The 13677-nt window shown below is 69.5% G+C and carries 11 protein-coding genes; 5 read left to right on the forward strand and 6 right to left on the reverse strand.

From position 1 onward, the window contains the following. Position 1: 1 nt before the first annotated feature. Both ABT304_RS02120 and ABT304_RS02125 read right to left on the reverse strand, forming a co-directional pair. Complete coding sequence (locus tag ABT304_RS02120) at positions 2–3196, reverse strand: family 78 glycoside hydrolase catalytic domain (protein ID WP_350713133.1); 3195 nt, start codon at positions 3194–3196, stop codon at positions 2–4. Between the two features lie 124 nt (positions 3197–3320). Then, a complete protein-coding gene (locus ABT304_RS02125) occupies positions 3321–4253 on the reverse strand; it encodes an EamA family transporter (protein WP_350713134.1) in 933 nt (310 codons plus the stop codon). Positions 4254–4326: 73 nt separating this feature from the next. On the opposite strand from ABT304_RS02125, the gene ABT304_RS02130 reads away from it, so the two are divergent. Continuing rightward, complete coding sequence (locus ABT304_RS02130; RefSeq protein ID WP_350713135.1) at positions 4327–5253, forward strand: LysR family transcriptional regulator; 927 nt, start codon at positions 4327–4329, stop codon at positions 5251–5253. Here ABT304_RS02130 and ABT304_RS02135 read toward each other — a convergent pair. From ABT304_RS02135 to ABT304_RS02150, 4 genes are all read right to left on the reverse strand, one after another. Beyond that, positions 5226–6185 carry a co-chaperone YbbN gene (locus ABT304_RS02135; protein WP_350713136.1) on the reverse strand — a complete coding sequence of 320 codons (960 nt, stop codon included), beginning with the start codon at positions 6183–6185 and terminating at the stop codon, positions 5226–5228. The two genes, ABT304_RS02130 and ABT304_RS02135, sit on opposite strands and share 28 nt — an antisense overlap. A 22-nt stretch (positions 6186–6207) precedes the next feature. After that, the gene (locus ABT304_RS02140) at positions 6208–6714 is read right to left on the reverse strand and encodes a PH domain-containing protein (RefSeq protein ID WP_350713137.1); all 507 of its coding nucleotides are present in this window, start codon (positions 6712–6714) and stop codon (positions 6208–6210) included. A 64-nt stretch (positions 6715–6778) separates the two neighbouring features. After that, entirely contained in the window at positions 6779–7723 is a 945-nt protein-coding gene (gene meaB, locus ABT304_RS02145; protein WP_350713138.1) for a methylmalonyl Co-A mutase-associated GTPase MeaB, read from the reverse strand. A 12-nt stretch (positions 7724–7735) separates the two neighbouring features. Next, positions 7736–8923 carry an acetyl-CoA C-acetyltransferase gene (locus ABT304_RS02150; protein WP_350713139.1) on the reverse strand — a complete coding sequence of 396 codons (1188 nt, stop codon included), beginning with the start codon at positions 8921–8923 and terminating at the stop codon, positions 7736–7738. Between the two features lie 141 nt (positions 8924–9064). Between ABT304_RS02150 and mce the strand changes: the two genes are divergently transcribed. From mce to ABT304_RS02170, 4 genes are all read left to right on the forward strand, one after another. Further along, complete coding sequence (mce, locus tag ABT304_RS02155) at positions 9065–9514, forward strand: methylmalonyl-CoA epimerase (protein WP_350713140.1); 450 nt, start codon at positions 9065–9067, stop codon at positions 9512–9514. 135 nt (positions 9515–9649) lie between these two features. Continuing rightward, positions 9650–10990: a crotonyl-CoA carboxylase/reductase gene (gene ccrA, locus ABT304_RS02160; protein ID WP_160027802.1), complete on the forward strand. Its 1341-nt coding sequence runs from the start codon at positions 9650–9652 to the stop codon at positions 10988–10990. 319 nt (positions 10991–11309) lie between these two features. After that, a complete protein-coding gene (locus tag ABT304_RS02165; RefSeq protein WP_160027800.1) occupies positions 11310–12473 on the forward strand; it encodes a coiled-coil domain-containing protein in 1164 nt (387 codons plus the stop codon). After that, entirely contained in the window at positions 12470–13666 is a 1197-nt protein-coding gene (locus ABT304_RS02170) for an AI-2E family transporter (RefSeq protein ID WP_350713141.1), read from the forward strand. Before ABT304_RS02165 ends, ABT304_RS02170 begins: the two co-directional genes overlap by 4 nt. The last annotated feature ends 11 nt before the right edge of the window (positions 13667–13677 follow it).

The following is a 13677-nucleotide window of genomic DNA, read 5'->3' on the forward strand; positions in this document are numbered from 1 at the left end:
CCTACCTGGTGATGAACGTGTACGTGCCGGTCCCGACCTCGAACTCGGCGAACCCGGGGACCGTCGAGGTCACCCGGCGGGCGCCGGTCGGGGTGGTGACCCGGACGCCCTCGGCTGCCGGGACGCGGACGGTCGCGGTGGTGTTCGGCGGGATCGTGACGGTGAGCCGGACCTGTCCGTCCGCCCGGACCCACGAGCTGGAGATCGTGCCCCGGACCGACTCGTAGGAGGACGCTGCCGACTCGACGTCGCCGACGAGCGCGGGCTCGATGACGACCTTCTTCCAGGCCACCGAGTCGTCGGCCTGGGTGATGCCGGCGACCCCACCGGTGAACCAGGCGTCGATCGCGCCGAGCATGTAGTGGTTCTGCGAGGCGCCGGAGCTGGTCCAGCTCTCCGGCAGCGAGGTCGCGCCGGCGGCGAGGAACTTGCCGTAGCTGACCCCGTCGTCGCGCTGCACCCAGTCGTGGAGCACGTCGTCGAGCCGCTCCCGGGAGAGCAGGTCGACGGCGGCGTACAGACCCACCTCGCCGACGACGATGTGGTCGTCCGCGGCGCGGATCTGCTGGACGAACCTGTCCAGGACGCCGGCACGCAGGTCGGCCGGGACGAGGTTCTCCTGAAGCGCCAGGGCCTGGCTGGCCTGGTCGCCGTTGCCGTAGAGACCGGTCTCCGGTTGGTAGAAGGTCGCGTGGAAGGCCGTGGCCACCTCCGCCGCCTTCTGCTCGTACGCAGCGGCGTCCGCGTCGCGCCCGAGGGCGCCCGCGATCCGGCTCATGTGGGTGAGGATGCGGTGGTAGGCCCAGGTCTGGGTCAGCGCCGGCGGTGTGGCGGGCGAGGCCGGGGTGATCCAGTCACCGAGGCCGCCGGGGACGATGCCTTCCTTCGAGATCGAGGTCAGGTAGTCGGCGTACTCCACCATCTGCGGCCAGTGGGCACGCATGGCGCTGTCGTCGCCGTACCACTGGTAGATCTGCCAGGACGAGACCGCCAGGGTCGCGCCCCAGTTGGCGTCGTGCCGGAAGGCTCCGGCGAAGAGGGCGTCCTCGGGCGCCGTGGTCGGGATCAGCCCGTTGCCCTGCTGGGCGTCCACGACGTCCTGCAGCATCTTGCGGTAGTGCGCCTGGACGTCGTAGCCGTAGGCCAGGGTGTCGAAGACCAGGTTGGTCTGGTCGAGCCAGCCGAGCTTCTCGCGGTGCGGGCAGTCGGTGAAGACGGAGTACATGTTGGACTGCACCGAGCGGTCGATGATCCGGTGGATCCCGGTCATCTGCGGGTCGGAGGTGGTGAACGAGCCGACCGCCCGGTCGCTCGCGCGCAGCACCAGCCCCTTCACCGTCTCGGCGGTCGGTGCGGTGGTCAGCCCCTCGACCTGGAGGTAGCGGAAGCCGTGGTAGACGAACCTCGGGGTGAACGTCTCCTCGCCGGTGCCGGCCAGGGTGAACCGGTCCCGGATGTCGCCACCGACGCTGCCCTGGTCCACGGTGCCGTCGGCCTTGAGCTTCTCGGCCGGACGCATCGTGATCGTGGTCCCGGCCGGACCGCTGGTCGTCAGCTGCTGCCAGCCGGCGAAGTTGGTGCCGAGGTCGAAGACGTACGTCCCCGCCTTCGGCTCCTTGACGGCAACGGTCTCCAGGGTGTCGACCTGGCGGATCGGCGGGCTCTGCTGAGCCACCAGCGCCGGGTCGCCCGCCGGGGCGCCGATGTCGACCGCGTCGCGCCAGCCGTCACGGTCCGCGCCGGGCTCGTTCCAGGCGCCGAGGTCGCGCCGGGCGTCGTGGTCCTCGCCGCCGTACCAGTTCGAGAAGGTGACCTCGCCGAGGGTCGACTTGAACGAGGAGCCGGTCGCGACCGTCTGGCGCCGGCCGTCGCGGTAGGTGATCTCGAGCTGTCCCATCGCCCGCGGGGCGCCGTGCCCGGCGGCCGCCTTCATGTACCGCTTGGGGATCTCGGGGGTGTTGAAGACGTTGTAGATCCCGTTGCCGAGCTCGATCCCCCAGGTGTTGCTGCCCCTGCGGAGCAGCCGGGTCACGTCGTACGTCGCGTAGGGGACCCGGACGCTGTGCTCGGTGTTGCCGGGCTGCAGCAGATCGGGCGAGACCGGCTCGCCGTTGAGCGAGGCGTCGTAGACGCCCTCGCCGGTGACGTAGAGCCGCGCGGAGGCGACGTCGTCACCCGCGGTGAAGTCTCGGGCCAGCACCGGCAGTCCGTCCGGAGAGGCGTGCAGGTTGGAGATCGCGGTCACCTTGGTCCGCGGCCCGACCTTGGTGAAGGTCGTGTCATCGGCGGAGACCGAGACCTGGAAGTCGCGGGGGAAGTTCGGCGTGGTGCCGTAGTCGCTGGGCGCGTCCCACAACGAGTAGAGCCGGACCGTGTCGATCGCCGTCGGCTCGCCGAGGTCGATCGTGATCACGATCGGCTGGTCCTGGACGTCGGTCTCGGGGTGGTAGTCGCTGCGGTAGCCGCGCGGGTCGTCCGCGGTGGTGACCTTGCCGTCGGTCAGGTAGGCGGGATCCCACACGCCCGGCTCCGAGTTCTCCTCGGAGACCGTCACGGTGGCGCCCTCGGCCAGGTTGGCCCCGTCGGCGCCGTGGGTGACCTCGATCTCGCCGAGCTCGAGGCGCGGCTTCCAGTCCGGGTCGTCCAGGGGCTCGCCGGGTCGGCCGAGGTCGATCACGGTCAGCCGTACGTAGCGGGCTTGCTGGGCGCCGATGCTGACGTCCTGGTGAAGCGGAGCGGCCCAGCGCTCGTCGGTGATCCACCGGCCCTGCCAGTCGGACTCGTCGAGCAGACCCATCTCGAAGGAGGCCGGCCGGCTCCACTCGCTCACCTGGCCGTCGGCGTCCCACACCCGGACCTGCCAGAAGGCCTTGTCGCGGGAGCCGAGGCGGTCGCCCGCGTAAGACGTCGCCATCGCGGCCGAGCGGACGCGGCCGCTGTCCCACAGGTCAGGGTCGCCCAACCTGCTGCGGGTGGATGCGACCCGGACCTGGTAGGCCGTCTGCCGGGCGACGCCGGCACCGTTGCGCCACTGCAGATCGGGGGTGAGGTCGTCGATGCCGATCGGGTCGCTCACCCCTCCGACGCTGAGTCGGGCCGGGGCGGAAACCCCGCCGGACGGGTCGCTCGCGACCGCCGCGGACGGCATCAGACCGACTGCTGACGCCACCAATGCCAGGGTGACCAGGGCTCTCATCGCACCTCCTGAAACGATTCAACTCCAACGGAGGTTCAGTATGGCGCACGTCACACGTATGACGGGAGGCCCAATGCCGGACTGGCCGCATGCGGCCAGTCCGGCACTCAGGCCAGGAGAGCGCTCAGCTGCGCTTCCCGCTCTCGACGAGATCCGGGAGCGGCCCGGCGACCCCACCGGACCGCGGCAGGCGTACCACTCCCTGAGCGACCAGCGCCCCGATCACCAGGAGAGCACCGCCGGCGAGCTCGCCCGCGCTCGGCACCTCCCCGAGCAGGAGCCAGGCCGAGCCGATCGCTACCGGGGGCACCAGCAGGATCCACGGCACCACCGACGACGCCGGGTGCCGCGCGAGCAGCGAGTTGAAGATGCCGTAGCCGACGAACGAGGCCAGCACCACCGTGTAGGCCGTGGAGACGAGTGCCTCCCAGCCGAAGGCGGCCACCCCCTCGCGAACCCCCTCGGGTCCGTCGAGAACCAGCGAGAGCGCGAGCAGCGGGATCGGGACGACCAGGGCCGACCAGACCGTCAGCGAGAGGCCGCCGGGCACCTTGGCCGCCCGGGAGATCACGTTGCCGATCGCCCACGACAGCGCGGCGAGCAGGCAGAGCACCAGCGCGACGACGGGCACGTGACCGCCCCGTCCGAGCGCCACCACGACCAGCCCCAGAGCGCCGGCGACGACGCCCACCACCTGCATGAGGGTGGGCCGCTCGCGCAGCACGCCGGCCGCGAGGACGATGGTGAGCACGACCTGCGCCTGGAGCACCAGTCCGGCGAGCCCAGGCGGCATCCCGGCCGCCATGCTCGTGTAGAGCAGCCCGAACTGGCCCAGGCTCATGAAGATCCCGACCGCCGCCACCACCCGCCACGAGGCCTTCGGCCGCGGGAGCAGGAACACCGCCGGGAAGGCGACCAGGACGAACCGCACCGCGAGCAGGAGCAGCGGCGGCACCGTATGCCCGTCGCGCGTCTCGAGGCCCCAGTCGATGACGACGAAGTTGAAGCCCCACAGGACGGCGACGAGCACGGCGAGCAGCGAGTCACGACGGTTCACACCCTCAACGATGACCCCCAAGAACATGAAGCACCAGCGAATGATTCTTCATCCGATGACGTAGCATTTCTTCATGATCGACCTCGCCTCGCTCGTCGCCCTCCGCACCGTCGACACCCACGGCTCGGTGGTGGCGGCCGCCGACGCCCTGGGCTTCACCCCCAGCGCCGTGTCACAGCAGGTCAAGCGGCTCGAGCGGCAGGTCGGCGTACCTCTTCTGGAGCGGATCGGGCGCGGCGTCATGCTCACCCACGCCGGCCGGCACCTGGTCGAGGAGGGGTCTCGGCTGCTCGCCGACATGGAGTCGCTGGAGTCAGGACTGCACGAACAGGCCACCACCGTGGCCGGTCGGCTGCGGCTGACCGCCTTCTCGACCGCGATGCGCGGACTGGTCGCACCGGTCGCGGGCCGCCTCCGCGTCGACCATCCCGACCTCGCCCTCACGCTCTCCGAGCGCGAGCCGTGGGACACCGTCGACCTGGTCGCCACCGGTCACAGCGAGATCGGCGTCGTGCACTCCTGGGGCGACGTGCCGCTCTCCATCCCCGACCATCTCGTCACCACCGAGCTCCACCGGGACATCGCCGACATGATCGCCCATGGCGACCATCCGCTGGCCCAGCTCGCCAAGGTGACCCCGCACGACCTCGTCGCCGAGGACTGGATCGCGACGCCGGAGGGCACGATCTGCCGGCAGTGGCTGAACCGGATGTACGCCGGCACCGGCCAGCTGCCGCGGATCGCTCACGTGTCGATGGAGTTCGACAGCCATCTCGCCCTGGTGCGAGCCGGGCTCGGGATCGCGCTCATCCCACGCATGGGCCGGGCGGCGCTGGGTGAGGACCTGGTCGCCGTACGCGTCGTCGACCCGGTCCCCACGCGCGAGATCCTCGCGCTGCACCGGCGCACGATGGCCGCCTCACCGGCGGTCACCGCCGTGCTGACCGCCCTCGCGGCTGAGAACGATCGAGATCAGAACAGGGCAGAGGCCAGCGACTGACGGCCCTTGAGCACCCGCTCGTCGTCGTTGCCGACCGCGGCGAAGAGCCCCAGCAGGTGCTGGCGCGCCTTGTTGCGCTCGTCCCCCGACGTACGGCGCACCAGCTCGACCAGCCGGAGGAAGGAGTCCTCCACGTGGCCGCCGAGCAGGTCCAGGTCGGCGACGAGCGTCTGCGCGTCGACGTCGTCGGGCGCGGCCGCGGCGGCGGCACGGGCAGCGTTGAGGTCGACCCCCTGCGTACGCTGCAGCACCTTGGCCATCGCCAGCCCGGCGGCGGCCTCGGAGTCGGCGGGGTTGGAGGCGATCAGCTTCTCGTACTCGGCCACGGCGGCGTCGATGTCGCCGCGTTCCAAGGCGTCCTGGGCCGGGGCGTAGCGCGGATCCATCGCCGGCTCGTCCCCGTCCTCGGACGCCACGGCACCGCCGAGGGCGTTGGGCTTGTGCCGCCCGCCGATCCCCTGGGTGGTGAGCTGCTGGCCGAGCTGCTGGAAGACCGTACGCAGCTCCTCGAGGTTGAGCGCGCCCGGGATCGGCTGGGTGACCGGCCGGCCATCGAGCAGGATGTAGAGGAGCGGCACCTGGGGAACCTGCAGCGCCTGCGCGATCTGCGGGTTCTTGTCGATGTCGACCAGGCCGACCAGGAAGCGGCCGTCGTACTCCTCCACGACCGTCGACACGTCGCGCGCGTAGGTGACGCTCTCGGGGGCGCGGGAGGCCGAGTAGAAGACCAGGACGACCGGAGCGGTCATCGACGCCTCGAGCACCGACTGGAAGATCTGCTCGTCGACCTCGACGGTGTAGGAGCCGGCGCTCCGCCCCTGGGCGGGAGCCGCATCGGCCGGACCGCCGAAGGGGGCGTCCTGTGCGGGCGTGGTGCTGGCGAGCCCGGAGAGGTCGACGGCTCCGGGACGGGAGAACGGCTGCTGCGTCATGCGGTCAATCCTATGGGGTGGCCTAACCCACGCTGCCGCGGAGACCCGCGCGCTGGACGACGCGCTGGATGGTCAGGTCTCGCTCGTTCGGCCGGCCGACGAAGTAGATGTTGTTGAGGCCCTGCTCCTGGGCGGCCGACTCGAAGACGAAGTGGCCGTAGTTGAAGATCTGGCCGGTGAACGACTGCTTCACGGTGATGTCGAGGACTCGCGCCAGCGGCATGGTCGCCAGCTCGCTCGAGAGCACGCCGTGGACGCGGAAGATGCGCATGTTGGTGACCACGAACCGGTCCCGGCTGATCACGAGAGCCCGCCAGAATGCGTACCCGACGAGCCCGAACGCGAGCAGGACCAGGATCCAGGCGACATTCATGTTGATCGTCGCTGCCACGATCATCAGCGCCAGCCCGAGGATCGCGTAGACGACCGGCTTGATGTAGGAGACCCAGTGATGGGTGACCTCGTCAACCACGACCTCACCTTCGTCACGCAGAAGGTGCTTGGAGATGTCGACACCGAAGAGGTTCACACCGCCCACGATAGTGACTCCGCCGAACCCATGGCGAGAGAACAGGCCGTACGCCGGGACAACTCTAGTCGTCGAGGAGGGTGTCGGCCGCGGCGTACGGGTCCCGTACGCCCTTGACCACCTCTGCCGCCAGGGCGTCGAGGTCGCCGTCCGAGCCGACGCTCGACCATCGCGCGCGCAGGGTCTCGACGGCGATGGCCTCGACCTCGGCCCGAGCCCGACGCGTACGCCGCAGCTCCAGCGTCCCGCTGGAGCGCAGCCACTCGCGGTGCTCGTCGAGCGCGCCGACGACCTCGGCCAGCCCCTTGCCGGACTGGGCGACGGCGGTGAGCACCGGCGGGGTCCAGGCCCCCTCGGTGCGGTCGGTCAGGCGCAGCATCCCGCGCAGGTCGCGCTGGACCTTGGTCGCGCCGTCACGATCGGCCTTGTTGACGACGTAGAGGTCGCCGATCTCCAAGATTCCGGCCTTCGCCGCCTGGATGCCGTCACCCATGCCGGGCGCGAGCAGCACCACGGTGGTGTCGGCGAGCCCGGCGATCTCGACCTCCGACTGGCCGACACCGACGGTCTCGACCAACACCATGTCGAACCCGGCGGCGTCCAGCACCCGGATCGCCTGCGGTGCCGACCAGGCCAGGCCGCCGAGGTGGCCGCGGGAGGCCATCGAGCGGATGAAGACACCCGGGTCGGTGGCGTGGTCGGTCATCCGGATCCGGTCGCCCAGCAGCGCGCCGCCGGAGAACGGCGAGGACGGGTCGACCGCCAGCACCGCCACGGTGCGCCCTTCCGAGCGCAGCTCGCGGACCAGCGCGGAGGTGGTGGTCGACTTCCCGACCCCGGGCGCGCCGGTGAGCCCCACGATGTGGGCGTTCCCGCCGTGAGGCGCGAGCGCGGCCATCACCTCACGGAGCCGCTCTCCCCCGCCGACCGGGGCGTTCTCGACGTACGACACCAGCCGCGCGACCGCCCGGGGCTCACCGCCCCGGGCGCGCGCGACCAGGTCGCTCACTTCAGCGATGGCTCAGGCCTTGGGGACCCGCACGATCAGGGCGTCGCCCTGACCGCCACCGCCACACAGCGCGGCAGCACCGGTGCCACCGCCGCGGCGCTTGAGCTCGTTGGCCAGGTGGAGCACGACCCGCGTACCGGACATGCCGACGGGGTGGCCGAGGGCGATCGCGCCGCCGTTGACGTTGACGATCTCGGGGTCGAGGCCGAGCTTCTTGGTGGACTCGATGCCGACGGCCGCGAACGCCTCGTTGAACTCGACGAGGTCGAGGTCGGCGGCGGTGATGCCCTCCTTCTCGAGGGCCTTGGCGGTGGCGTTGGCCGGCTGCAGCTGCAGCGAGGAGTCGGGGCCGGCGACCATGCCGTGGGCGCCGATCTCGGCCAGCCACTCCAGACCGAGCGACTCGGCCTTCTCCTTCGACATGACCACGACGGCGGCAGCACCGTCGGAGATCTGCGAGGCGGAGCCGGCGGTGATGGTGCCGTCCTTGGAGAACGCCGGACGGAGCTTGCCGAGCGACTCGGCGGTGGTGTCGCCGCGCACACCCTCATCGGCGCTGATCACGATCGGGTCGCCCTTGCGCTGCGGGATGGAGACCGGAACGATCTCGTCGTCGAAGACGCCGTTCTTCTGGGCCGCGGCGGCGCGCTGGTGCGAGGTGGCGGCGAAGGCGTCCTGCTCCTCACGGGTGAGCTTCACGCCCTCGGAGTTGATCTGCTCGGTCAGCCCGCCCATCGCCTGCTGGGTGGCCTGGTCGTAGAGCGCGTCGTACGCCATCGAGTCGACCAGCGTGGTGTCGCCGTACTTGAAGCCCTCGCGGGACTTCGGCAGCAGGTGCGGCGCGTTGGTCATCGACTCCATGCCGCCGGCGACGATGATCTCCGCCTCACCGGCGCGGATCAGCTGGTCGGCCGTGGCGATGGCGTTGAGGCCGGAGAGGCAGACCTTGTTGATCGTGATCGAGGGCACGTTCATCGGCAGCCCGCCGGCGATGCCCGCGGCGCGCGCCGGGTTCTGGCCGGCACCGGCCTGGATGACCTGGCCCATGATCAGGTAGTCGACCTGATCCGGGGAGACGCCCGCCTTCTCCAGGGCGCCCTTGATGGCGATGCCGCCCAGATCGGCCGCGGACAGGCTCTTGAGCCCGCCGAGCAGGCGGCCGATCGGCGTGCGCGCCCCGGCGACGATGACGTTGGACATGGGTCCTCCAAATGTTGGTGGTGCTGATCTGCTCCGAGGTTACTAATTAGTAACCTCAGTTGGAAGAGTGTTGAGCGCAGCCCGGTGTGGCTGTCATCACACATTGTGCCCGTTGACCCTGACCTCAAGGAGAGTAGGCCCATGACATCCGTAGAGATCCCACCGCACCTGTTCACCCAGATCGACCACGTCGGTCTCGCCGTCGCGGATCTGGACGCGGCGATCGACTTCTACGAGAAGACCTTCGGCATGAAGCTCGCCCACCGCGAGACCAACGAGGAGCAGGGTGTCGAGGAGGCGATGATCGCGATCGGCGACTCCGACAACAAGCTCCAGCTGCTCGCCCCGCTCAACGAGAACAGCACCATCGCCAAGTTCCTCGACCGCAACGGCCCCGGCATGCAGCAGCTCGCCTACCGGGTCACCGACGTGGAGCACGTCTCGGCGATCCTTAAGGAGCGCGGTGTACGTCTTCTGTACGACGCACCGCGACGCGGCACCGCCGACTCCCGGATCAACTTCATCCACCCCAAGGACGCAGGCGGCGTTCTGGTCGAGCTCGTCGAGCCGGCCGCCGACGCCGCGCACTGAGCCCGAGAGCTAACCACGGCACGTGAACGATCCAAGAGTCATGTGTCACATCAGGCTGGTCATTGCGGTTACTCACCAGTAATGTCCACCGAACTAGAGTCAACCGCGACCCCTACGACGACGCAGGAGCCGACCATGCAACACATCCTCGACGCGATCCTCGCCGGCGATACGCCCGGCGAGGAGTTTGCGAACCTCGAGATCCCCGACCACTACCGTGCCGCCACCGTCCACAAGGACGAGGTCGACATGTTCGAGGGCGTCGCGACCAAGGAGAAGGACCCGCGCAAGTCCCTCCACGTCGAGGACGTCGCCCTGCCCGAGCTCGGTCCGGGCGAGGCCTTCGTCGCGGTGATGGCCTCGGCGATCAACTACAACACCGTGTGGACCTCGATCTTCGAGCCGGTCTCCACCTTCGGGTTCCTGGAGCGCTACGGCAAGGAGTCCGAGCTCGGCGCCCGCCACAACCTCGACTACCACATCGTCGGCTCCGACCTGTCCGGCGTCGTGCTGGCCGTGGGCGCCGGCGTGACCAAGTGGAAGCCCGGCGACCGCGTCGTCGCCCACTGCCTCTCGGTCGAGCTCGAGGCCCCCGACGGCCACAACGACACGATGATGGACCCCTCCCAGCGCATCTGGGGCTTCGAGACCAACTTCGGCGGCCTCGCCGACGTGGCGATGGTCAAGGCCAACCAGCTGATGCCGAAGCCCGAGCACCTGACCTGGGAGGAGGCCGCCTCCCCCGGCCTGGTCAACTGCACCGCCTACCGCCAGCTCGTCTCCGCCAACGGCGGCAACATGAAGCAGGGCGACAACGTCCTGATCTGGGGCGCCTCCGGCGGCCTCGGCGGCTTCGCGACGCAGTACGCCCTCAACGGCGGCGCCAACCCGGTCTGCGTGGTCTCCAACGAGGAGAAGGCCAAGATCGTGCGCAACATGGGCGCCGAGATGGTCATCAACCGCTCCGAGATGGACTTCAAGTTCTGGAACGAGGACGGCACCCAGCAGAACCCGAAGGAGTGGCTGCGCCTGGGCAAGGCCATCCGCGAGCTCACCGGCGGCGAGGACATCGACATCGTCTTCGAGCACCCGGGCCGCGAGACCTTCGGTGCCTCGGTGTTCGTGACCCGCAAGGGCGGCACCATCACGACCTGCGCGTCGACCTCGGGCTACATGCACGAGTACGACAACCGCTACCTGTGGATGAACCTCAAGAGGATCATCTCGAGCCACTTCGCGAACTACCGCGAGTCGTGGGAGGCCAACCGCCTCATCGCCCAGGGCAAGATCCACCCGACGCTGTCGCGGACCTACACCCTCGAAGAGGTCGGCCAGGCCTCGCTCGACGTCCACCACAACAAGCACCAGGGCAAGGTCGGCGTGCTCTGTCTCGCTCCCGAGGAGGGCCTCGGCGTCCTCGACGAGGAGAAGCGCGCGGCTCACATCGACAAGATCAACCTGTTCCGCGGAATCTGAGACAGCCAGCCCGGGTAAATAGCCCATTTGAGACTGGATTCACGGCCGGTCTCCCCTTGCGCGAGGGGTGACCGGCCGTAGTCTTGCCCTTTGGGAGCAGAGGGCAAGACACAAACCCCCCTAAAGTGTGAGGAATCCGCCACAAATGACGAATGAGGGACTATCCATCTTCAACGAGGCTTCAGAGCCTCGGAAGAAGCCTGACCAGGACTCGACGGAGACGCAGGTTCTCCCACGGGTTCCTGGCGCTTCCGGATCGCCCAGCTCCGGCCACAACTCGGCTCCACCGGCTCCTGGCTCACTCCCAGCCTTCCCGGTCGTGCGGCGTGGCGGATACGACCCCGGCACGGTGAACGCGCGGGTGCAGCAGCTGCTCCAGGCCAACGGCCAGGGTCAGTCGGCGCTGCGCAACGCCCAGCGCCGCATCGCCGAGCTCGAGCGCAAGGTCACCGACCTCAAGGCAGCTGCCACCCAGGGCAACGAAGCCCCGTCCTACGCCTCCCTGGGTGGTCGCGCGAGCGCGATGCTCCGGCTGGCCGAGGAGGAGGCCGCCGCGGTCAAGGAGTCCGCTGAGAAGGAGGCCGCGGTCATCCGCGAGGCCGCCCAGCGTGAGGCCGCCGCGACCAAGGCGTCCGCCCAGCGCGACATCGAGGCGCTGCGTACGACGCACTACAAGGAGATCGACGATCACCGCGAGAAGGTGACCTCGGAGGTCCAGCAGGCCCGCAAGATGGTGCAGGCCGAGAGCGACGAGCTGCTCGCCGCTGCCAAGCGCGAGGCCGACCAGATCCGGCTCGCCGTGCAGCAGGAGGTCACCCAGCTGCGTACGTCGACCCAGCGTGAGGTCGAGAAGGCACGCGCCGGCGCGGACCGCGAGGTCCAGGAGGCCCGGCGGATGCTCGCCGTCGAGCGCGAGCGTCTCGCCCGCGAGGCCGCCGACCACCACGACCAGGCGATGGCCGAGACCGCTCGCATCGTGACCGAGGGCGAGACCCGCGCCGCGGACGCCGAGGAGCGGGCCCGGATCGCTGCCCAGCACGTCGCCGACCAGCGCGCCGAGCTGGCCAAGGAGTCCGAGGGGATCATCGCTCGCGCCCGCCGCGACGCCGAGGCGATCCTGTCCAAGGCTCGCGCCGAGGCAGACCACCTCGCCTCCACCGCGACCGTCGAGGCCGAGAAGGGCCACGCGATCATCAAGGCCGAGGTCGACCGCCTCACCAAGCGTCGCGACGCGATCGCCGCTCAGCTCTCCTCGCTCACCGACCTGGTCTCCGGGTTCGGCAAGACCGAGGACCCGGCCGAGCTGGAAGCGCCGAAGCCGATCACCGAGGACGAGGACATCGTCGACGGTGAGCTGGTGGTCGACGAGAGCGTCACCCTGGTCGACTCGGACGACGACCTCGACGACGACTACGACGACTACGACGAGCCCTCCGAGAAGACCGCCATCCGCGAGCCCGAGACTGCGACCGAGAGCCGGTGAGCGGGGCCGCTGCCGACCGTCCTGCGGACGGTCCGGAGACGACGTCTGCCCAGACCGACTCCGCCGACGACGCGACGGTCGACAGCGAGGCCGCGATCGACGTGGAGGAGCCGGAGCAGGAGAGCGAACGGGACAAGCGGTTCGGTAAGCCCGGACCGCCGTTCGACCGGAGGTCGCCCTACCTGTTCGGGCTGCTCCTGGGCCTCGGTCTGCTGACCGCCTACGCAGCGGGCAACCTCCTCACCACGATGGGGAGCGTGATCCTCCAGGTGGTGGTCTCGCTCTTCATCGCCGCGGGGATCAACCCGATGGTGGTGTTCCTGCAGCGGCGTGGCTTCCCACGGCCGTGGGCGGTGCTGAGCGTCATCCTCGGCGTGCTGGGCGCCCTCGTGCTCTTCTTCGTGGCGCTCGTGCCGGTGATCAGCGACCAGGTCGCCAAGATCTCGGCCAACGTCCCGGACTGGGTCGATGAGCTCCAGCGCAACCAGCGCATCCAGCAGCTCAACGAGGAATACCAGATCCTCGACAAGGTGCAGGACTACGTCGCCAGCGGCGACTTCGTCAGCAGTGCCTTCGGCGGAGCGCTCGGGGTGGGCCTGGCGGTGATCAACGTGCTCGTCACGGGCTTCATCGTCATCGTCCTGACGCTGTACTTCATCGCCGCCTACGACCAGACGAAGAACGCCATCTACCGTCTCGCCCCGGCCTCGCGCCGCGAGCGGGTCAGCAAGCTCGGTGACCGGGTCTTCGAAGGCATCGGGGGCTATGTCTCCGGGGCGTTCGTCGTCGCGCTCTGCGCCGGTCTGTCCACCCTGGTACTGCTCTTCGTCATCGGGATGGGCGAGTACGCCGTCGCCCTGGCCTTCGTCGTCATGATCACCGACGTGATCCCGATGATCGGGGCCACCATCGGCGCGGTCATCGTCTGCGCGATCACCTTCGCGACGACCGACCTGAAGACCGGCCTCATCGCGGTGATCTTCTACATCGCCTACCAGCAGTTCGAGAACTACGTCGTCTATCCGCGGGTCATGTCCCGCTCGGTCGACATCCCCGGCGTCATCACGGTGATCGCGGCCCTCATCGGTGCCTCGCTCCTCGGTGTCGTCGGCGCCCTGCTGGCGATCCCGACGGCGGCCGCCATCCTGATGCTGGTCCGCGAGGTCTACGTCAGGGCGCAGGACGAGCGCTAGCTCCACCCACC

Origin of the sequence: Nocardioides sp. NPDC000445 (genome assembly GCF_040300245.1) — a bacterium.
Taxonomy (GTDB): Bacteria; Actinomycetota; Actinomycetes; order Propionibacteriales; family Nocardioidaceae; genus Nocardioides.